The organism is Diaphorobacter sp. HDW4A (assembly GCF_011305995.1).
GTDB lineage: Bacteria > Pseudomonadota > Gammaproteobacteria > Burkholderiales > Burkholderiaceae_C > Diaphorobacter_A.
In genome coordinates, this window is sequence record NZ_CP049910.1 from 325,590 (window position 1) to 344,509 (window position 18,920).

An 18,920-nucleotide genomic window follows, 5' to 3' on the forward strand; every position below is an offset into this window, starting at 1 on the left:
ATGAACATACTGTCTGCGGCTTCGACGCCTGACTTGAGGGGCTGTCTTGGCATTGTGGTGCTTTTGTCCTGAGGCCCGTTGTGCTTCGCGGGCCCGCTGCTTGGGGAATGCCAGGTTGTGTGCTCATGAATTCCCGCGTGACAGGTTTGGCCTGAACCACTAGCATCGCCTGTTCGATTTCTGAAAGTGTTGTGATCCGATGTCTGCCGACGTGCCTGATTTTCCCGTCAACGACCCTGCGCTCTCCGTGGATCGCGAGGTGGCCAAGTTGCGCATTCCTCCGCATTCGGTGGAGGCCGAGTCGAGTGTGCTGGGCGGGTTGCTGCTGGACAACAACGCCTGGGATCGCGTGGGCGATCTGCTGGTGGATGGGGATTTCTACCGCAACGAGCACCGGCTGATCTTTTCGGCGATTGCCACGCTGGTCAATGGCAGCAAGCCGGCCGACGTGATCACGGTGTATGAGCAGTTGCAGAGCCTCGGCAAGTCCGAGGAAATCGGCGGGCTGTTGTATCTGAACACGCTCGCGCAGTATGTGCCGAGCGCGAGCAACATCCGGCGCTATGCGGAGATTGTGCGCGAGCGTTCGATTTTGCGCAAGCTGGTGACGGCGAGCGACGAGATTTCGACCAACGCCTTCAACCCGCTGGGCAAGCCGGTCAAGAACATTCTGGAAGAGGCCGAGCAGAAGATCTTTGCGATTGGCGAAGAAGGCTCGAAGATGAAGCAGGGTTTCCAGTCGCTGGGAACACTGGTGGTCGATCTGCTTGACGACATTCAGGAAAAGGCCGACAACCCAATGGATGTGACCGGCATCCCCACCGGGTTTGCCGATCTTGACCGCATGACCAGCGGCCTGCAGGCGGGCGACATGATCGTGCTCGCGGCGCGTCCCTCGATGGGCAAGACCTCGTTCGCGGTGAACATTGCCGAGCACGTGGCGCTCAACGAGGGGCTGCCTGTCGCCATCTTCTCGATGGAAATGGGGGCGGCCCAGCTGGCGGTGCGTATCGTCGGCTCCATCGGCCGGGTGAACCAAGGCAATCTGCGCACCGGAAAGCTGACCGACGAGGAATGGCCGCGCCTGACGGAAGCCATCGAACGTCTGCGCACCGTGTCATTGCACATCGACGAAACGCCAGGCCTGACGCCCATTGAGCTGCGTGCGAATGCGCGGCGTCTTGCGCGTCAGTGCGGCAAGTTGGGTCTGATCGTGGTCGACTACCTGCAGCTGATGAGCGGCTCGGGCTCGGCAAGTGCTGACAACCGAGCCACCGAACTCGGTGAAATCTCCCGGGGTTTGAAGATGCTGGCCAAGGAGTTGCAGTGCCCGGTGATTGCGCTGTCGCAGCTCAATCGATCGGTGGAGCAGCGCACCGACAAGCGCCCCATGATGTCCGATCTGCGCGAGTCGGGCGCCATCGAGCAGGATGCGGACATCATCATGTTCATCTACCGCGACGACTACTACAACAAGGATTCGAAAGAACCGAATGTGGCTGAGGTCATCATCGGCAAGCAGCGTAACGGCCCGACCGGCTCAGTGAAGCTGTTCTTCCAGAAGAACCAGACGCGCTTCGAGAATCTGGCGATGGGATCAGGCGACGAGTATTGAGTCGCGTCCATTTGAGTTTGCGAAATGGCAGGGGAACATGCTTGCATGAGTTCTGAAACCAACGTCGAAGAAGAGATTCCGCTGGCGCTGCAGATGCTGGCGACGTTGCTGGAGGCGCATGGCGTGGTGGGGCCACTCGTGCGCGGCTGGATTCTGCCTTTCGACCAACTGCCCTGCGTGACGGCTGACTGGCTTCGCCGTGATCATCTGATGGGCACGCTGGCCATCGTGGTCCATCTGGAAGATGGACGTGAAATCATCGAGGTCTTTCCAGGCATCGGCGAGGAAGATCGCGAAGCCATCGAATATGCTTTCGAATCATTTGCGACCGGTGCGCTGCACGAGCTGCTGGCGGCGATCTGGAATGTGCACGACGAGAGCGAAGACGGGGATGCTGATGCGGATGAACCCGAGCGCTGGTGCATCCACGGTCAGGATTACGAATTGTTTGAGGGACCATGGCAAGTGCGTGGTGAACGCTTGCGCTGCCCGGAACTCTGGGATCGTCTGAAGGCCGCCATCGAGGCACTGCCACTTGACGCAGATCTGCATTGGTTTCGTGTGTTCGTTGGCGGGCAGGCGGGTGACTTCTCGTTCGAGGCGCTCAAGGACAGCGAGACTTGGCCCGAAGGTCAGGCGCTGTTGCGTTCGCTCCACTGGGAGCACGACGAGGCATACGGCAGCATCCGCCATTTTCTGATGCTGCGAAAGTGCAGCGCGGCTGGCGCATCGCCCCAAGAAAAAAGCACTCTCCCGCATTGATCGCGGAGGAGTGCTTTGCGAGTGGAGTGAAACAGTGTGACGACTGAATTCAGGCTTCAAGTTTTTGAGGCGTTCATCACCAGATAGATCACCACGACCACTGACACTGTACCGAGCACGGCGCAGGCCCAGACGAGGCGCTGCGCACCCACGCGCAGGGCGCTCACGGTGGTCACCAACTGGGCGTTCTGCTCGGCCAGCTTCTCGATGATTTCCAGCGACTGGCGCTGTGACTGCTCCAGCGACTCGATGCGGCTTTGCAGATGCTGGACCTGCTGCAGCGCGAGTTCGCCGGAGGATGTAGGTGGCGAGAGCCGCTCTGCGGAAGCAGTGGCTGCAGCCACCTGTTCCTCGCGCCGCTCGTCAGCATCCTTCTTTTTGACCAATCCCTTGGCAGCCTTGATGACCTGAGGCGCGGCCTCGATGACCTCGCCCCAAGGCACCATCTTGAGCGCTGCAATCCACGGAATCGCCATGCCTTACAGCACCTCGCTCGCGAAGTCGGCCAAACGCGAACGCTCGCCGCGCGCCAAGGTGATGTGGCCGCTGTGAGGCCAGCCCTTGAACTTGTCGACGGCATAGGTCAGGCCGGATGAGCCTTCGGTCAGGTACGGCGTGTCGATCTGTGCAAGATTGCCCATGCAGATGATCTTGGTGCCGGGGCCCGCGCGGGTGATCAGGGTCTTCATCTGTTTGGGCGTTAAATTCTGCGCCTCGTCGATGATCACGTACTTGTTGAGGAACGTGCGACCGCGCATGAAATTCATGCTCTTGATCTTGATGCGGCTGCGGATCAGCTCGTTCGTGGCCTGACGGCCCCATTCGCCCGGATTGCCGCCGTCACCCTTGGCGAGGAACTCGAGGTTGTCGTCAAGTGCTCCCATCCATGGACCCATTTTTTCCTCTTCGGTGCCGGGCAGAAAGCCGATGTCTTCACCCACGCTCACGGTGGCGCGCGTCATGATGATCTCGGTATAGCGGCGCTCGTCGAGCACCTGTGTGAGACCTGCTGCCAATGCCATCAACGTCTTGCCGGTACCGGCCGTACCGGTCAGAGTGACGAAGTCGACTTCTGGATCCATGAGCAGATTCATCGCGAAGTTCTGCTCGCGGTTGCGGGTATTCACGCCCCATACGGCATTTTTCTGAGAGCCATAGTCCTTGAGCGTCTCCAGCACGGCAGTCTTGTCGCGAATTTCGGTGACGCGGGCGTACAGGCTAGGCTCGCCCGGAGCCTCGAAGTACACGAACTGGTTGATCATCATCTGTGCTACATGCGGGCTGGTGACCCGGTAGTAGGTGTGAACACCGCTTTGCCAGCTTTCGACGTTCTTGCCCGCCTTGGACCAGAAGTCCGCAGGCAGTGCGAGCACGCCGGAATAGAGCAGGTCGCCGTCTTCCAGCGTCTTGTCGTTCTGATAATCCTCTGCATCCAGACCCAGCGCGCGTGCCTTCACGCGCATGTTGATGTCCTTGGACACCAACACCACTTCGCGCGGGGCGTATTGGTGGCGCAAAGCCTCGACCACGCCCAGGATCTGGTTGTCGGCCTTGCCTTGGGGCAGGCTCGACGGCAGGGTGTAGTCGAGTGGCGAGGTCTGGAAGTAGAGCTTGCCGTTGGCGGCCTTCTGGCCGGTCGCATTCAGCTGCAGCCCGAGCGCGATGTCTTCTCCGTCAGCGGCGGCCAGAGCGTCCAGCGTACGGCTGACCTGACGACCGTTGCGGGCGACTTCGGTCATGCCCTTCTTGTGCGCATCCAGCTCCTCCAGCACGATCATTGGCAGGAAGATGTCGTGCTCTTCGAAGCGGAACAGGCTGGTTGGATCGTGGAGCAGTACATTCGTGTCGAGCACGAACATCTTCTTCGGGCCGGACTTGCGGTCGGTGCGTGCCTTGCCCTTGGCTGCGGCGGTGGCTTTGTTGGCCGAGGCGCTCGCTGGTTCGGCACGAGCCTGCATGGCGGGCGCTGCGACAACGGGGGGTGGAGTCGGCGCCGCAGGTGCCTTGAATGCGGGTGACTTGTTGAGTGTTGGTTTGGCAGGCGTCACAGGTGTTGCGGATGCGGCGGACGCTTTGGCGACCGGAGCAGCCTTCTTGCGGGTGCGCGGGGTGCTTGCCCGCGAAGCGGGTTCAAGCGCCGCAGCGCTGCCAATCAGATTTTCCGTCTCGCTGTCTGATTCGAGTGTGCTCGTTGCGGAGGCACTTTGGCGGAGGGCTTCGGGGGAGAGCAGCGCCGCGCGCTTGGTCGGTGCAGGTGGCAGGGGCATGGTGATTGAAAGCCTCGCTAACAAAGGAACTCAGTGAACTTCAGGAAAGCAAAAAGCCGCCAGGAAACCCGGGCGGCTTTCGAATTGAGAGTGCGCGTTGCTGAAAATCAATGGCATTGATCCATTATGCACACTCGCCGTGATGCTTTGACACAAGCGTGGGATTTCAAGCCGCTTTCTTGTCCTGCACCTTGATGGCCTTGACTGCCTTTAGCACGTCGTCCACATGGCCGGGCACCTTCAGACCGCGCCATTCCTGCAGCAGCAGGCCGTCAGGGCCAACAAGAAAGGTCGAGCGCTCGATGCCCTTGACCTTCTTGCCGTACATGATCTTGTTCTTGACCACGCCGAACATGTGGCACATCTTCTCTTCGGTATCCGCGATCAGCTCGAACGGCAGTTCCAGCTTTTCCTTGAAGTCGTCATGGGACTTCATGTTATCGCGGGATACGCCGAACACTGCTGCACCCGCTTTGACAAAATCTTTGTACTTGTCGCGGAATTGCATAGCTTCCGTGGTACAACCGGGCGTATTGTCCTTGGGGTAAAAGTACAGGATCAGAATCTGGCCCAAGTGCGAGGCGTTGGATACCTTGATTCCGCCAGTCGCGTTGGCCTCAAATTCGGGAAGGGGTTTGTTGACAACGATCGCCATGGCACTTCAATCTCTCTATGTAGTCGTTGAAAAGTCGGGAGCATTAAGTTTCTTATTGCTCTTGTGAAAAGTCCCCCGACGACAACCCATGATTTTACCCTGATTCGTTCATTTTTGCCAGCTATCAAAAATGCAATTTGATCGCGTTAATCTATTGCTTTTTTTCCAGTAGCAGCGCAGCTATTACGTGCCGGCCTTCGCCGGCCAGAATGTTGTACGTACGACAGGCTGCCTGCGTGTTCATGGACTCGACGCCAAGCCGTTTGGCCATGAGCGGAGCGAGCCATGCCGGAGTCGGAAAACGGTTTTTCTGACCGCTGCCGAAAATTACCACTTCCGCGCCAAGGTCGGCCAGCTGGGCGAAGTGTGCGGGCGTCAGGTCCTCGAAGCGTTCGCAGTTCCACTCGATGCGCTCGCCGCGCGATCCGATGATCAGGCTGTGCCTGAATTCTTCCCTGTCTATCGCCACCCAGTCCGGGCCGTAGCCGCTGATGGTCTGGACGTCAAAGCGGTCGGCATGCAGTTTCATTGGGGACTCTCACGATCGGATAGGCGCGCGATAGGCAAATAAAGGTTTTGCGAGACGCGGCGCTGGGGGAACTGTGCTTAAATTATAGGTTTCGCCGGGGTGCGGACGCACCCAGGTGCCATTTCAGCCATTATTTTTGCCATGAAACCCGTCCTTAAATCTGCCAAGTTAGCCAACGTCTGCTACGACATCCGCGGGCCGATCATGGACGCGGCGAAAAAAATGGAGGAAGACGGTCAGAAGATCATCAAGCTCAACATCGGCAATCTGGCGGTGTTCGGTTTTGATGCTCCCGAGGAAATCCAGCAGGACATGATTCGCAACCTGCCCACCTCGGCAGGCTACTCCGACAGCAAGGGCATCTTTGCCGCACGCAAGGCGGTGATGCATGAAACCCAGAAGCAGGGTATTACAGGCGTTACGCTGGATGACATCTATCTGGGTAACGGTGCGTCGGAGCTGATCAGCCTCGCGACCAATGCGCTGCTGGACGACGGCGATGAACTGCTGCTGCCCGCGCCGGACTATCCGCTGTGGACGGCGGTGACCAGCCTCTCTGGCGGCACGCCCGTGCACTACATGTGCGACGAGAGCAATGGCTGGATGCCCGACATCGAGGACATCCGCCGCAAGGTCACGCCCCGCACCAAGGGCATCGTGGTGATCAACCCGAACAACCCGACCGGCGCGCTCTACAGCACGCAACTGCTGCAGCAGATCGTTGAGATCGCGCGTGAACATGGCCTCGTGATATTCGCCGACGAGGTTTATGACAAGGTGCTCTACGACGACGCCAAGCACACGCCTCTCGGTAGCCTGTCACACGACGTGCTGACGCTGACCTTCAATTCGCTTTCGAAAGCCTATCGCAGCTGTGGCTATCGCGCGGGCTGGATGGTGGTTTCGGGCGACAAGAAAGCAGCCAAAGACTACATCGAGGGCCTGAATATGCTCTCCAACATGCGCCTGTGCGCCAATGTGCCCGGTCAGTGGGCGGTGCAGACGGCGCTCGGTGGCTACCAGAGCATCAATGACTTGATCTGCGAAGGCGGTCGTCTTCGCATTCAGCGCGATCTGGCCTGGGAATTGATCAACGCCATCCCCGGCGCCTCGTGCGTGAAGCCGCAGGGCGCGCTCTACATGTTCCCGCGTCTCGATCCCGAGGTCTATCCGATCAAGGATGATCAGGAGTTCTTCCTCGAGGTGCTGCAGGAAACCAAGGTCATGCTGGTGCAGGGCACGGGCTTCAACTGGCCACACCCGGACCATTTCCGCATCGTCTTTTTGCCGCATGAGGCGGATCTGCGTGCGGCCATCGGCCGACTGGCGACGTTTCTCGCGAAGTACCGCCAGCGTCACGGCACTGACAAGCCGCGCAGCGTGGCTGTGGCAACTGCCCCGGCCAAGGTAGCCAAGGGCGCCAAGGAACAGGCCGCCTGATTTTTCTTTTTTCCCTTTCTGCACGTGCACATGTTTGAGGCGCGCGTGCAGCCCTTTGATGACTGACTGAAAACTCGTATATGAAACCGATCCAGGTAGGCCTGTTGGGCATTGGCACTGTGGGTAGCGGCACGTTCACGGTGCTGCAACGCAATCAAGATGAGATTCGCCGCCGCGCGGGTCGTGGCATTGAGATTTCCATGGTGGCCGATCTGGACACGGCTCGCGCCAAGGCAGTCGTGGGCGATGCCGTCAAGGTGGTGGGCGATGCGCGCGAGATCATCGCCAATCCCGATATCGACGTGGTCGTTGAGTTGATCGGCGGCTATGGCATCGCGAAAGCATTGGTGCTCGAGGCGATTGCCGCAGGCAAGCATGTGGTCACCGCCAACAAGGCGCTGCTCGCCGTCCACGGCACGGAAATCTTCAAGGCGGCTGCCGAGAAGGGCGTGATCGTGGCTTACGAAGCGGCTGTGGCTGGTGGCATTCCGATCATCAAGGCGCTGCGCGAAGGTCTGACCGCCAACCAGATCCAGTGGGTCGCCGGCATCATCAACGGCACGACCAACTTCATCCTCTCCGAGATGCGCGACAAGGGCCTCGACTTCGACGTGGTGCTCAAGGAAGCCCAGCGTCTCGGTTACGCCGAGGCCGACCCGACCTTCGACATCGAAGGCGTGGACGCTGCGCATAAGGCCACGCTGATGAGCGCGATCGCGTTCGGCATCCCGGTGCAGTTCGACAAAGCCTATGTGGAAGGCATCACCAAGCTGTCGACGGCCGATATCAAGTACGCCGAGCAGTTGGGCTACCGCATCAAGCTGCTGGGCATCACCAAGCGTACCGACAAGGGCATCGAGCTGCGCGTGCACCCGTCGCTGATTCCGGCCAAGCGCCTGATCGCCAATGTCGAAGGCGCGATGAACGCCGTCGTCGTCAACGGTGATGCCGTGGGCACGACGCTGTACTACGGCAAGGGTGCAGGCTCCGAACCTACGGCTTCCGCCGTGGTGGCCGATCTGGTCGACATCGCGCGTCTGCACGACGCCGATCCCGCACACCGCGTGCCGCCGCTTGCGTTCCAGTCGAGCTCGCTGGCCGCCGCCGGTGGCGAACTCCCGGTGCTTCCGATGGCCGAGGTGGTCACCAGCTACTACCTGCGCATTCGCGTGTCCGACGAAGCGGGCGTGCTCGCCAAGATCACGGGCATTCTGGCGAACGCCGGCATCAGCATCGACGCGGTGCTGCAGCGCGAAGCCGACGAAGTCGGCGGTGAAGGCTCCACGCAGACCGACCTGATCATCCTCACGCATGACACGCGCGAAGGCGACATGGACCGTGCGCTGGCCGAGATCCAGGGCCTCCCGACCGTGCTGGCTCCGATCAATCGCATCCGCAAGGAAGAACTGAACTGAGGCAGGCAAGACATGCTGTATCTCTCCACGCGCGGTCACGCTGACCGCAAGCGCTTTTGTGACATCCTGCTCGAAGGACTCGCGCCCGATGGCGGCCTGTATCTGCCAGATAGTTATCCGCAGATCGATGACGCCAAGCTCACGGCGCTGCGCAACGTTTACGCATCGCAGGGTTACGCCGCGTTGGCGTTCGAAATTCTATCGCTCTACATCGACGACATTCCCGCCTCCGATCTGAAGGCGCTGTGCGCCAAGACCTATACCAAGGAGGTCTATGGCACCGAAGCCATCGTTCCGGTGCGCACGCTCGACGGCGATTTGCGGATCGAAGCCCTGTCCAACGGCCCGACGCTGGCCTTCAAGGACATGGCGATGCAGCTGCTCGGCAACCTGTTCGAATACGAACTGGCGCGCCGTGGCGAAGAGCTGAACATTCTGGGTGCGACCAGTGGCGACACCGGCAGTGCGGCTGAATACGCGATGCGCGGCAAGAGGGGCGTGCGCGTCTTCATGACCAGCCCGCATGGCCGCATGAGCCCGTTCCAGCAGGCTCAGATGTTCAGTCTGCAGGACGAGAACATCCATAACATCGCCATTGAAGGGGTGTTCGACGACTGCCAGGACATCGTCAAGGCCGTCTCCAACGATCACGCATTCAAGGCCAAGTACAAGATTGGCACGGTCAATTCAATCAACTGGGCACGACTGCTTGCTCAGGTTGTGTACTACTTCGCGGGCTATCTGCAGGCAACGAAGAGCAATGACCAGAAGGTCAGTTTCACGGTGCCAAGCGGCAACTTCGGCAATATCTGCGCGGGCCACGTGGCGCGCCAGATGGGTCTGCCGATCGACAAGCTGGTGGTGGCCACCAACGAGAACGACGTGCTCGACGAGTTCTTCCGCACGGGCGTCTACCAGGTGCGCGGCGCGGCGAACACGTATGAGACTTCGAGCCCGTCGATGGACATCTCCAAGGCCAGTAATTTCGAGCGTTTCGTGTTCGATCTGGTAGGCCGCGACGGTGCGCGTTTGACATCGCTGTTCGTCGATGGCGTCGGCAAGGCCGGGAAGTTCGATCTGAGCGGCGATCCGGCGTTCAAGTGCGCAGCGGCGAAGTACGGTTTCGAGAGCGGCACCAGCACGCACGCGGATCGCCTCGCGACGATCAAGGACACTTACGAGCGCTTCAGTGACATGATCGACACCCACACAGCCGACGGCGTGAAGGTGGCGCGTGAGCATCTGCAGCCCGGCACGCCGATGATCGTGCTTGAGACCGCTTTGCCGATCAAGTTCGCCGCGACCATCGAAGAGGCGCTGGGCCGCGAGCCTGACCGCCCGGCCAAGTTCAACGGCATCGAAGCCTTGCCCAAGCGCGTGGTGGTGATGTCGTCGGATACGCAGAAGGTCAAGGATTACATCGCTGAACACTGCAAATAACCTGCGGTGACAATGGAACCGGCGCTTGCTGTTTGGCATGCGCCGGTTTGCTTTTTATGGACCAGGTAGACGAAGAATGAAGGCCATCGGTTTTGCAGGCTATTCAGGCGCGGGAAAGACCACGGCGCTGGAGCAGATCATTCGCTCTTTGCGAACGCGCGGCTTGCGTGTTTCGGTGGTCAAGCATGCGCATCACGATTTCGATGTCGACGTGCCGGGCAAGGACAGCTGGCGGCACCGCAAGGCGGGCGCGTTCGAAGTGCTCGTAGTGTCCGACAGGCGTCTGGCGCTGATGCGCGAATTCGAGGAGCCGTGTGACGACCTCTCCGTGCACGAGATGCTGGCCGAACTGGATCATTCGGTGGACTGGGCCATCGTCGAAGGCTTCAAGCGCAGTGATCTGCCCAAGATCGAAATCTGGCGCGAGCCCGCCGCTGATGAAAAACCGCGCACGCTGCGTTATCCGGAAGATGCAGACATTCAGGCGATTGCAACAGACGATGCGAACTGCCTGCCGGATGACTGCACGCTGCCCGTGCTCGATCTGAATGATCCGGCGAATATAGTGGAATGGATGCTCGCGAACGGTGCGCGGTTCGAGTACGTGCCGCCCGCCACCAACCATCAGGAGAACCGGCTTTGAACATGCACCCTCTCATGCCCATGGACGAGGCGCTGTCCGTCGTGCTCGCGCAAGCCGCGCGTGTCGGTACGGACGAGATCGTCAACACCTTTGACGCTGACGGCCGCGTGCTCTGGGCCGATGTGGTTTCCGAACTGCAGGTGCCACCGCTCGACAACTCCGCGATGGACGGCTACGCCGTACGCTGCGCCGACATCACTGAAGCGGGAGTGCTGCTGCCCGTGAGCCAGCGCATCGCCGCCGGGCGAGTGGGTACGCCGCTCGCTGCAGGCACGGCCGCGCGCATTTTCACCGGCGCGCCGGTACCGTCTGGCGCGGACGCCATCGTGATGCAGGAAGACACCGAGGCGGTCGAGGGCGGAGTGCGCATTCTCGCGATTCCCAAATCCGGCCAGTGGGTCCGCCGCGCGGGTGAAGACATCGCGCGCAGCAGCACGATTCTCCGCGCGGGCACGCGGCTCAATCCCGCCGCGCTGGGTCTGCTCGCGAGCATCGGTCTCGCTGAAGTGCAGGTGGCACGCAGGCCGCGCGTGGCGCTGTTCTCGACGGGGGATGAACTCGTCATGCCCGGTGATGTGGCGCCTGCGAACATGCCACCCGGATCGATCTACAACAGCAACCGGTACTTCCTGCGCGCGCTGCTCACGCGGCTCGGATGCGAGGTGAATGATTGCGGCATCGTTCCTGACAACCGCGAGGCCACCCTTCGCGTGATGCAGGAGGCTGCTGCAGGCAACGATTTGATTCTTTCGACTGCCGGGGTTTCGGTGGGCGAGGAAGACCATGTGAAGCCTGCCGTCGAACAACTGGGCGAACTCAATCTCTGGAAGATTTCGATGAAGCCCGGCAAGCCGTTCGCGTTCGGCAGTGTCCGTCGCGAAGCGGGTGGCAGCGCGCATTTCATGGGGCTCCCGGGCAACCCGGTGTCGAGCTTCGTCACGTTTTTGATGCTGGTGCGTCCGTTCCTGTTGCGGCTGCAGGGTGTGCAGAGCGTGGCTCCGCGCGCGCTGTACGCCAAGGCCGCATTCGATCTGCCCAAGTCCGATGCGCGCCGCGAGTTTCTGCGTGTGCGACTGAACGAAGAGGGCTCGCTCGAGTTGTTCCGTAACCAGAGTTCGGGCGTGCTCACCTCGGCGGTCTGGGGCGATGGGCTGGTCGACAATCCCGCGATGACAATGGTGAAGAAAGGCGATGTGGTGCGTTTCATCCCCATGTCGGAGTTGTTGCAATGAGCGAGGAAGCGGTCATGACCCGGAAGATCAACGTCTTGTATTTCGCCTCGATCCGCGAGGCCTTTGGCACGGGCGCGGAAAGCCTGCAAACCGGTGCTGAAACGGTGGGCGCTCTGCGAGATGAACTCATTCGCACCAGAGGCGATGCGGCGGCCGCCGCGCTCGCTCCAAACCGTGCCGTGCGCATGGCGCTCAATCAGGTGATGTGCAAGGCCGACGCGGCCATTCAGGAGGGCGACGAAGTGGCCTTTTTCCCCCCTGTGACCGGCGGTTGATGGAGCATCGGCATGAGTGACACCATCGACGAGTCCATCAGCTCACGCACCCGCAAGGCGCTGTCAGAAGCCAAGGCGCGTGGCGTGAAACTGGGCGCTGCGGGCTCGGACAATATCCGCGCCACCGTCGCCAAACGCAAGGCTGACGCCGACGCGTTTGCCGAGCTGCATCAACAGCGGTTTGCCGAACTGGTCGCACAAAACCTCACGCACCGCCGCATGGCCGAGGTACTCAACGAACGCGGCATTCCGGCCGCACGCGGCGGGGCTTGGACACATGGGCAGGTGCAGCGCATGCTGCTGCGCCTGCAGGATCGGCCTGCAGACTAGCCCTCAGCGCAGCGTCAAAGCAAAGTCGTCGAGCTGCGTGATGCAAGTGTTCCAACCATCGAAGAAGCCCAACTTCTCGTGTTGCTCGCGCGTCGCGTCGTCGGGGTGCATCACGCGCGCGGTGTAGCGGGAGCCCCCAGCGCCAGTGTCCTCCATCGTGATCATGGCCGTGAATGGCAACCAAGGCTTGTGGGGGCGCCAGTCGGCAAGCAGCAGCGATGTGAACACGATGCGCGAGTGCGGAACGACCTCGAGAAAACTGCCCGGGTTGTCGCTCGTACCGCCGTCCGGCCCCTGCATGAACGTATGAAATGCACCGCCTGCGCGTAGGTCGAAGGCGTGCACCTCGGTCGTCCACGGCGCGGGGCACCACCATTGCTTGAGCAGCTCTGGATCGGTCCAGGCGCGCCAGAGGGCGGAGCGCGGCGCACGCAAGGTGCGGGTGATGATGAGGTCGTTCGCTTCAGTGGCGACCTGATCGCTTGGTTTCTGAGTCATGACGTTGCTCCTGTTGATGAAGTTGCTCGACAAAATCGACCATTCGGTCGGACCTGGCTGTCCACAGCGCACGCTGCTCGGCCATCCAGTGCTCTGCTTGCGCCAGCCGTGTGGGCACCAGTTCGCAGGTGCGTGTGCGCCCGAGCTTGCTGCTGCGGATCACGCCGCTGCGCTCCAGTACGCTGATGTGCTTCATGAAAGATGGCAGCGCCATATCGAACGGTGCCGCCAGCGCGGATACCGACTGCGCACCGCCCACGAGTGCACACACAATGGCGCAGCGCGTGGGATCGGCAAGCGCCTGAAAGATGTCGCTGACGGTGGATGAATAGTTAGCCATTTGGATAAGTATAGGCTGCACAGGCCGTAATGACTACCCCTCGCGCTGCAGCAGGATTTCTGGAGGTGGAAACCCGTGCGCCATTCCTTGCGTGTCGCGCGAGCATTTGTGCAATGTGAAGTAACATAAATAATAATAAAACTATCAAAATTACCTTTTCATTACAGATGTGGGTGATCACATCCTGTCCATATGCCATTTGGCATGACAACCAGAACAAGAGCCGCTCAGTGCATCTGCCGCGATTTCATTCCTTCTACAAATCGGTGGCTGTAGTCTTGGTGCTTGGTGTATGGGGCCCGCACGCGAGTGCCGACGCAGGCGCACTGCCGGAGGTGCAGGTGCGAACGCCTGCCGAGTTTCCCGGTGATCTTCCTGGTCCTTATCCGGGCGGCCAGGTTGCGCGCGGGGCGTATCTGGGCGTGTTGGGCAAGACGGATGTGATGGATGCGCCTTTCAGCGTCACCAGCTTCACCGGCAGCACGATCCAGAACAGCCAGTCGCGCAGCATCTCGGAGGTGATTGGGCACCTTGATCCATCGGTGCGCGAGGAATATGGCGACGGCACCAGCCTCGACACGTTGATGATTCGCGGCTTCACCGTCGAGAACGATGAGATGTCGCTCAATGGCCTGCCTGGCATCCTCGGCCAGTTCCGGGTCTCGCCCGAGTTCGTCGAGCGCGCCGAGGTACTCAAGGGGCCGTCGGCGCTGATCAACGGTATGTCGCCTGACGGCGCGGTGGGTGGCGCGGTGAACCTTATTTCCAAGCGTGCGGGCGATGTGCCGCTCACCTCGTTGACCATGGGCTCTGCCTCGCATTCGCTGTTCGGCTTCAACGCCGATATAGCCCGGCGTTTTGGCATGGATAACGTCTTCGGCATGCGCGTGAACGCGGGTGCGCGGCAGGGTGACATGCAGCGTGACTACATGACTGACCGCTCGCGCAACCTGTCGATCGGCATGGACTTCAACAGCGAGCGGCTGCGTGCGTCGCTTGACGTGATCCGCCAGACGCAGCGGTTGTATGGAGCAGGCGGAGCCGTGGATTTCAGCCGGGTTGGCGGCCCCGTACCCGTCGCTCCAGACGGGCAGCGCAACTTCGCGCAGCCTTGGTATTTTCAGGACGCGCAGGACACCGCACTCATGGGGCGCGTGGAGTGGGATATGTCCGAGCATCTCACCGTGTTCGGTGCCATCGGTCAATCACGCGATGCGTCCTCGGCGCTGGTCGCGGACGAACCGTTTGTGGATGCTTCAGGCCGTTTCGCCTACTCGGGCATGCCGATTCGCTGGCGACAGCGAACCATCTCGAGCCAGTGGGGACTCAAGGGCCAATTCGATACTGGACCGGTGCGCCACCACTGGTCGCTCACGGCCTCGGATCTTCGGCGCACGAGCACGGCGGACTTTCACGTCGCGGGGTTGAGCGGGGGCGCGGGTCTGTCCAATATCTACGACATGGTTCTGATTTCGCCGCCCGGCAATGCCGTCGAACCCGTTGGCCCGCTGGCATGGAGCTCGCGCAACTCGCTGCCCGGCTATGCGCTAGCGGACACACTGTCATTCGCGGAAGGGCAACTGCTGGTGACGCTGGGCATGCGCCATCAGCGCGTGAAGTCCGACAGCGCGACCGGATTTGCGCTGCTAGACATGGCGACCGCGCACTACGACCAATCGGTCAACAGCCCGATGGTGGCCATCGTGTTCAAGCCGACGCAGCAGATCTCGCTTTACGCCAACCATGTAGAGGGGCTGAGCATGGGCGAGACGGCACCCTACGGCACGACCAATCAAGGCGTGGTGTTTGCGCCGTACCGCACGAGGCAGTTCGAAACCGGGGTGAAGTTCGATGCGGGGCGCTTCGGCGGTACGCTGAGCGTGTTCCAGATCACCAAACCCTATGCCACCATTGATCCGTCCACGCTGACCTTCGGCGTGTTCGGCCAGCAGCGCCATCGCGGTCTGGAGATCAATCTGTTCGGTGAGCTGACCAAGGGCATGCGCCTGCTCGGCGGGGCTACCTTCATGGATGCCGAAGTCCGGGACCCGATGAATGCAGCCGGCCTGACGTTGCGCCCCGTGGGCGTTGCGCGCAGGCAATTGGCACTACAGGGCGAGTGGGACGTGTCTGAACTGCAGGGCTTCACGCTCACCGCGCGCGCAACGCATTCCGGTGATGTGTATGCCGACGCCACCAACCTCGCCAAGGTGTCGGGCTGGACCGTTTACGACCTTGGCGCACGCTACGTCACCCGACTCGGCACCACGCCGCTCACGCTGCGCGCCATGGTGAAGAACGTGGCCGACGAGCGCTACTGGAAACAGGGCCGCTACGCTGCCACGCTGGGCATGCCGCGCACGCTGGCCCTGTCGTCCACATTCGAATTCTGACGCTGACGCTCAGGCTGCTTCGCGCCACAGAGGCATCTCGATGCGCGCCATGCGTTCCACCAGTCCGGTGGAAGCCTCGATCATCGGCGCCCGCATTTCCGCCCGCATCCAGCCCTGATGCGCCAGCCAGCCCTTGATCGGCGCGGGATTGGGCTCCTCGAAGCTCGCGTGGATGTGCGGCAGTAGCGCGTACCAAATCGCGCGAGCAGACACTACATCACCGGCGGCGAGCAGCCTGAGCAGCGTGACGAAATGCTCGGTGTGGCCATGCGCGCTTGCGGCAATCGCGCCCGCACCGCCTTGCGACATGCTGGCGAAAATCTGCACGTCCTCACCGGCCAGCACCTGCAGTTGGCCGTCGTCGATCAGTGCCTGCGTCTTGGTCGCGTCGCCGCCGCAGTCCTTGATCGCCACGATGTTCGGGTGCCTGGCCAGCGTGCGCAGGGTGGCCAATTCCAGCGTGGCGCCGGTGCGGTAGGGGATGTCGTAGATGACGACAGGATGGGTGCTCGCGTTGGCGATGTGGGTGAACCACTGCAGCAGGCCGGCCTGCGACGGGCGGATGTAGGTGGGCGGCGGCACGAGCAGCGCCGTGATCGGCTGAGCGTTCAGCTGTTCGACGCGCTTGAGCATGCGGCCCATGTGGCAGTCGGCCGCTCCCATGATCACCGGCAGTCCGCCCGCTGCATGGAGGATGGTGGCGAGCACGGCGTCTTCCTCTTCGTGCGAGAGCGCGGCGGCCTCGCCGGTCGAGCCGCAGGCGCAGAAGCCAGTGACGCCCGCGAGCTTCATGCGCGTGGTCAGCGTGTGCAACGCGTTGTGGTCGACGGCGCCGTCATGGAACGGGGTGACGAGCGGAATCCACAGGCCTGCGAAGTTGGATGTCGACGAAGGATGTGTTGAAGTGAGTGATGGCATGACAAGCTCTTTCAGATTGAGAAATGAAAGACCGCAAAAAATCACCACCGACCAGACGCGTGACGGTTGGGTTCGGCAGATGACAGCGGAGTGCCTGTCGGTAAATGCTGGGGGAGAAAAAGAGAAGAGGCTGCCTTGCCGGTTCCGTCGCTCATCTGGACGGAACCTCAGCTCCGGTCAGACGAGCTTTGGTTTTTTGGCTTTGCTGGCGACCACGGCAGCGCACGTCACGCACAGAGTGCGCGAGGTGGTGTGGGCGTTGGCAAAGTTGCAAGGCATGGAGCGAGAGTGTAGCAACTGTAGACAGTTGCGCGCAACCACTGCGTGGAATGTTGTCAGGAGGCGTCGAACTCGGGCAGTTTGGGCGAGCGCCAGTTCAGTAGCTCGGCCAGACGCAGCGTGATCCAGCGCGCCTCATTGGGTGGCACGACCGAGCCTTCCGCTGCCAGTCCGGCGTGGATCCCCGAGAGCACGCCTTCTTCCGATTCGTTGCCGCTGTGATAGAGCATCGATGCCTGCTCCGTCAGATGCGTGGCCAGATCTTCGCACAGCTCGTAGCGCGCGACGAGTTCCGGTTTGGCTATGAGCAGCTTGCCACTTCGGCTGGCATAGATTTCCACGAAGCTCGGCGGTGGTTGGATCTGCGAGGTGTCGTCCATGTCGTGCTTTTCCTGATCAGTCCGGCGTGAACAGGCGCTCGAATCGCACCAGATCTTCCGCGAGTTCGCAGGTGACGATCTGTCCCATCTTGTTGTCGGCCACGCGATGCGCCGAAAACAGGCTTACGCGGCCGACGAAGTGGAAGTCGGGCAGGTGGATGAGTGCGTAGGGATGGGGCACGAATTTCTGGTGTTCGAATACCACGCGGTGCAGGTTTTGGGGCGAAGGGTAGAGCGTGTACTCGCCGGTGCTGATGGTTTGGGTGGCCATGGATGTCAGTCAATTCAATGCTCCAATGCTAGCGCTTTGGGTCACAATTTCGCCATGAGTGCCAATATTCCCCATCAAAATGCCCGCCCGCCCCGTGTTTCGGTCCAGGCCGAGGACTTCGACCTCTCTGCCGAAGTCGCCGTGCTGCGCGCCGGTGATGCGCGCGTGGGCGCGGTCTGCGCCTTCGTTGGGACGGTGCGCGACCGCAACGAGGGCGATGCGGTGGCGAGCATGGAGCTCGAGCACTATCCGGGCATGACGGAGAAGTCCATCGAGGCGATCATCGATCAGGCGGTCGAGCGCTTCGGGCTGTTTGGCGTGCGGGTGATTCACCGGGTCGGCCTGCTCCAGCCCCTGGACCAGATCGTGCTGGTGGCGGTGACCTCCGCGCATCGTGGCAGGGCGTATGAGGGCTGCGAGTACATCATGGACTACCTGAAATCGCTCGCTCCGTTCTGGAAAAAAGAGCAGACGCCCCAAGGCGCGCGCTGGGTGGATGCGCGGGTGAGCGACGAAGAGGCGCTGGCCCGCTGGTCCACGCCCGCCGTTTGAGTCGCATATTGGAGAGACGTGATCGTGTTGATTGAAGAGAGTCAGGCCCTGCATTTCATTGACCACTACCAGACGCTGCTGGGATATGCAGCGCTGTCCGGTGGATTGCTCAAAAAGGCGGGCCCGCAAGTGGACGGTCTGGCGTTGATGACCACAGCGCGCAATGCCATTGCCAAGGATCCCGCACTGCTGACGAAGGCGATGGCCGCGATGGCGCAGGCCGGGGAGCAGCTGCCGGAAGACATGCAGCAGGCAGTCGCCAGCCTGCGCGTGAACCACTGGGTCTATCTGCGTGATACGACGGGCTACAGCGTGCTGCTGGAGACCGGTGACCGGGAGGCGGGCTATGCCGTCAAATGCCTGACAACGCCGCTCAAGGAGCTGATGGGGGACAGCGGGGCGATCATCGAGGCGGGGCTGCTGGAATACCACGGGCAGATCGTCTGCGACGGGCTGGTGTCGCTTGGCGCTTGGGTTGGACCGAACTATCGCAGCGGGTTCAACGCCACGCTGGCCGAATTTCGCACCAATGGGTTGTTCTTTCGCGACCGGCTGCTGCCAGTGTCCATGCAAAAGCCAGCGGCTCCGAAGAGACGCTCGGCGGGCGGATCGAAGAAATCGGGCGTCTAGCCCGTTGCGTGCGCTGCTTGCGACTGGTTGAAAGGGCGTTGCTCCTACGCCCTGCG

General features: G+C 61.3%; 21 protein-coding genes. 12 read left to right on the forward strand and 9 right to left on the reverse strand.

What is annotated here, in order from left to right; all coding sequences use genetic code 11:
- Positions 1-199: 199 nt before the first annotated feature.
- Positions 200-1,615 carry a replicative DNA helicase gene (dnaB, locus tag G7047_RS01470; RefSeq protein ID WP_166300046.1) on the forward strand — a complete coding sequence of 472 codons (1,416 nt, stop codon included), beginning with the start codon at positions 200-202 and terminating at the stop codon, positions 1,613-1,615.
- 45 nt (positions 1,616-1,660) lie between these two features.
- A complete protein-coding gene (locus G7047_RS01475) occupies positions 1,661-2,377 on the forward strand; it encodes a DUF6348 family protein (protein WP_166300048.1) in 717 nt (238 codons plus the stop codon).
- Positions 2,378-2,433: 56 nt separating this feature from the next.
- Here G7047_RS01475 and G7047_RS01480 read toward each other — a convergent pair whose 3' ends face one another.
- From G7047_RS01480 to G7047_RS01495, 4 genes are all read right to left on the reverse strand, one after another.
- Entirely contained in the window at positions 2,434-2,853 is a 420-nt protein-coding gene (locus tag G7047_RS01480; protein ID WP_166300050.1) for a hypothetical protein, read from the reverse strand.
- Between the two features lie 3 nt (positions 2,854-2,856).
- Positions 2,857-4,644 carry a PhoH family protein gene (locus G7047_RS01485; protein ID WP_166300052.1) on the reverse strand — a complete coding sequence of 596 codons (1,788 nt, stop codon included), beginning with the start codon at positions 4,642-4,644 and terminating at the stop codon, positions 2,857-2,859.
- 166 nt (positions 4,645-4,810) lie between these two features.
- Positions 4,811-5,299 carry a peroxiredoxin gene (locus tag G7047_RS01490; RefSeq protein WP_166069394.1) on the reverse strand — a complete coding sequence of 163 codons (489 nt, stop codon included), beginning with the start codon at positions 5,297-5,299 and terminating at the stop codon, positions 4,811-4,813.
- A 151-nt stretch (positions 5,300-5,450) separates the two neighbouring features.
- A complete protein-coding gene (locus tag G7047_RS01495) occupies positions 5,451-5,828 on the reverse strand; it encodes an Mth938-like domain-containing protein (RefSeq protein ID WP_166300054.1) in 378 nt (125 codons plus the stop codon).
- Positions 5,829-5,969: 141 nt separating this feature from the next.
- Between G7047_RS01495 and G7047_RS01500 the strand changes: the two genes are divergently transcribed.
- From G7047_RS01500 to G7047_RS01530, 7 genes are all read left to right on the forward strand, one after another.
- Positions 5,970-7,268: a pyridoxal phosphate-dependent aminotransferase gene (locus tag G7047_RS01500; RefSeq protein ID WP_166300056.1), complete on the forward strand. Its 1,299-nt coding sequence runs from the start codon at positions 5,970-5,972 to the stop codon at positions 7,266-7,268.
- An 80-nt stretch (positions 7,269-7,348) separates the two neighbouring features.
- Positions 7,349-8,683, forward strand: a complete 1,335-nt coding sequence (locus G7047_RS01505) for a homoserine dehydrogenase (protein ID WP_166300058.1) — start codon at positions 7,349-7,351, stop codon at positions 8,681-8,683.
- A gap of 12 nt (positions 8,684-8,695) precedes the next feature.
- The gene (thrC, locus tag G7047_RS01510) at positions 8,696-10,123 is read left to right on the forward strand and encodes a threonine synthase (RefSeq protein ID WP_166300060.1); all 1,428 of its coding nucleotides are present in this window, start codon (positions 8,696-8,698) and stop codon (positions 10,121-10,123) included.
- A 76-nt stretch (positions 10,124-10,199) separates the two neighbouring features.
- On the forward strand, positions 10,200-10,766 hold the full coding sequence (mobB, locus tag G7047_RS01515) for a molybdopterin-guanine dinucleotide biosynthesis protein B (protein WP_166300062.1): 567 nt from the start codon (positions 10,200-10,202) through the stop codon (positions 10,764-10,766).
- 2 nt (positions 10,767-10,768) lie between these two features.
- Entirely contained in the window at positions 10,769-11,998 is a 1,230-nt protein-coding gene (gene glp / locus G7047_RS01520) for a gephyrin-like molybdotransferase Glp (protein ID WP_166300064.1), read from the forward strand.
- The gene (gene moaD / locus G7047_RS01525) at positions 11,995-12,273 is read left to right on the forward strand and encodes a molybdopterin converting factor subunit 1 (RefSeq protein ID WP_166300066.1); all 279 of its coding nucleotides are present in this window, start codon (positions 11,995-11,997) and stop codon (positions 12,271-12,273) included. Before glp ends, moaD begins: the two co-directional genes overlap by 4 nt.
- Positions 12,274-12,285: 12 nt before the next feature.
- The gene (locus G7047_RS01530; protein WP_166300068.1) at positions 12,286-12,603 is read left to right on the forward strand and encodes a recombinase family protein; all 318 of its coding nucleotides are present in this window, start codon (positions 12,286-12,288) and stop codon (positions 12,601-12,603) included.
- Between the two features lie 3 nt (positions 12,604-12,606).
- On the opposite strand, the gene G7047_RS01535 is transcribed toward G7047_RS01530, so the two are convergent.
- A complete protein-coding gene (locus tag G7047_RS01535) occupies positions 12,607-13,101 on the reverse strand; it encodes an SRPBCC family protein (protein ID WP_166300070.1) in 495 nt (164 codons plus the stop codon).
- Positions 13,067-13,441: a helix-turn-helix transcriptional regulator gene (locus tag G7047_RS01540; protein WP_166300072.1), complete on the reverse strand. Its 375-nt coding sequence runs from the start codon at positions 13,439-13,441 to the stop codon at positions 13,067-13,069. Before G7047_RS01540 ends, G7047_RS01535 begins: the two co-directional genes overlap by 35 nt.
- A gap of 281 nt (positions 13,442-13,722) precedes the next feature.
- Between G7047_RS01540 and G7047_RS01545 the strand changes: the two genes are divergently transcribed.
- Positions 13,723-15,834, forward strand: coding sequence for a TonB-dependent siderophore receptor (locus G7047_RS01545; RefSeq protein WP_166300074.1), 2,112 nt, complete (start codon positions 13,723-13,725; stop codon positions 15,832-15,834).
- Positions 15,835-15,843: 9 nt separating this feature from the next.
- On the opposite strand, the gene dapA is transcribed toward G7047_RS01545, so the two are convergent.
- The 3 genes from dapA to G7047_RS01560 all read right to left on the reverse strand — a co-directional run bounded on the left by dapA (position 15,844) and on the right by G7047_RS01560 (position 17,682).
- Complete coding sequence (gene dapA / locus G7047_RS01550; protein ID WP_166300076.1) at positions 15,844-16,752, reverse strand: 4-hydroxy-tetrahydrodipicolinate synthase; 909 nt, start codon at positions 16,750-16,752, stop codon at positions 15,844-15,846.
- A 335-nt stretch (positions 16,753-17,087) separates the two neighbouring features.
- Positions 17,088-17,411, reverse strand: coding sequence for a hypothetical protein (locus G7047_RS01555; protein ID WP_166300078.1), 324 nt, complete (start codon positions 17,409-17,411; stop codon positions 17,088-17,090).
- Between the two features lie 16 nt (positions 17,412-17,427).
- Positions 17,428-17,682 (reverse strand): hypothetical protein, encoded by a 255-nt coding sequence (locus G7047_RS01560; RefSeq protein WP_166300080.1) that lies wholly within the window; start codon positions 17,680-17,682, stop codon positions 17,428-17,430.
- 54 nt (positions 17,683-17,736) lie between these two features.
- On the opposite strand from G7047_RS01560, the gene G7047_RS01565 reads away from it, so the two are divergent.
- Positions 17,737-18,234 (forward strand): molybdenum cofactor biosynthesis protein MoaE, encoded by a 498-nt coding sequence (locus G7047_RS01565; protein WP_166300082.1) that lies wholly within the window; start codon positions 17,737-17,739, stop codon positions 18,232-18,234.
- A gap of 24 nt (positions 18,235-18,258) precedes the next feature.
- A complete protein-coding gene (locus G7047_RS01570; RefSeq protein ID WP_166300084.1) occupies positions 18,259-18,864 on the forward strand; it encodes a hypothetical protein in 606 nt (201 codons plus the stop codon).
- Positions 18,865-18,920: the final 56 nt, after the last annotated feature.

What these genes read in the sequence shown, in the direction of transcription:
- moaD (WP_166300066.1), top strand. Translation starts at nt 11,995, where the DNA reads ATGAGCGAGGAAGCGGTCATGACCCGGAAGATCAACGTCTTGTATTTC.
- G7047_RS01535 (WP_166300070.1), bottom strand. Translation starts at nt 13,101, where the DNA reads ATGACTCAGAAACCAAGCGATCAGGTCGCCACTGAAGCGAACGACCTC.
- G7047_RS01500 (WP_166300056.1), top strand. Translation starts at nt 5,970, where the DNA reads ATGAAACCCGTCCTTAAATCTGCCAAGTTAGCCAACGTCTGCTACGAC.
- G7047_RS01480 (WP_166300050.1), bottom strand. Translation starts at nt 2,853, where the DNA reads ATGGCGATTCCGTGGATTGCAGCGCTCAAGATGGTGCCTTGGGGCGAG.
- G7047_RS01530 (WP_166300068.1), top strand. Translation starts at nt 12,286, where the DNA reads ATGAGTGACACCATCGACGAGTCCATCAGCTCACGCACCCGCAAGGCG.
- G7047_RS01565 (WP_166300082.1), top strand. Translation starts at nt 17,737, where the DNA reads ATGAGTGCCAATATTCCCCATCAAAATGCCCGCCCGCCCCGTGTTTCG.
- G7047_RS01560 (WP_166300080.1), bottom strand. Translation starts at nt 17,682, where the DNA reads ATGGCCACCCAAACCATCAGCACCGGCGAGTACACGCTCTACCCTTCG.
- G7047_RS01485 (WP_166300052.1), bottom strand. Translation starts at nt 4,644, where the DNA reads ATGCCCCTGCCACCTGCACCGACCAAGCGCGCGGCGCTGCTCTCCCCC.
- G7047_RS01555 (WP_166300078.1), bottom strand. Translation starts at nt 17,411, where the DNA reads ATGGACGACACCTCGCAGATCCAACCACCGCCGAGCTTCGTGGAAATC.
- G7047_RS01475 (WP_166300048.1), top strand. Translation starts at nt 1,661, where the DNA reads ATGAGTTCTGAAACCAACGTCGAAGAAGAGATTCCGCTGGCGCTGCAG.
- glp (WP_166300064.1), top strand. Translation starts at nt 10,769, where the DNA reads ATGCACCCTCTCATGCCCATGGACGAGGCGCTGTCCGTCGTGCTCGCG.
- dnaB (WP_166300046.1), top strand. Translation starts at nt 200, where the DNA reads ATGTCTGCCGACGTGCCTGATTTTCCCGTCAACGACCCTGCGCTCTCC.
- G7047_RS01505 (WP_166300058.1), top strand. Translation starts at nt 7,349, where the DNA reads ATGAAACCGATCCAGGTAGGCCTGTTGGGCATTGGCACTGTGGGTAGC.
- mobB (WP_166300062.1), top strand. Translation starts at nt 10,200, where the DNA reads ATGAAGGCCATCGGTTTTGCAGGCTATTCAGGCGCGGGAAAGACCACG.
- G7047_RS01495 (WP_166300054.1), bottom strand. Translation starts at nt 5,828, where the DNA reads ATGAAACTGCATGCCGACCGCTTTGACGTCCAGACCATCAGCGGCTAC.
- G7047_RS01540 (WP_166300072.1), bottom strand. Translation starts at nt 13,441, where the DNA reads ATGGCTAACTATTCATCCACCGTCAGCGACATCTTTCAGGCGCTTGCC.
- dapA (WP_166300076.1), bottom strand. Translation starts at nt 16,752, where the DNA reads ATGCCATCACTCACTTCAACACATCCTTCGTCGACATCCAACTTCGCA.
- G7047_RS01490 (WP_166069394.1), bottom strand. Translation starts at nt 5,299, where the DNA reads ATGGCGATCGTTGTCAACAAACCCCTTCCCGAATTTGAGGCCAACGCG.
- thrC (WP_166300060.1), top strand. Translation starts at nt 8,696, where the DNA reads ATGCTGTATCTCTCCACGCGCGGTCACGCTGACCGCAAGCGCTTTTGT.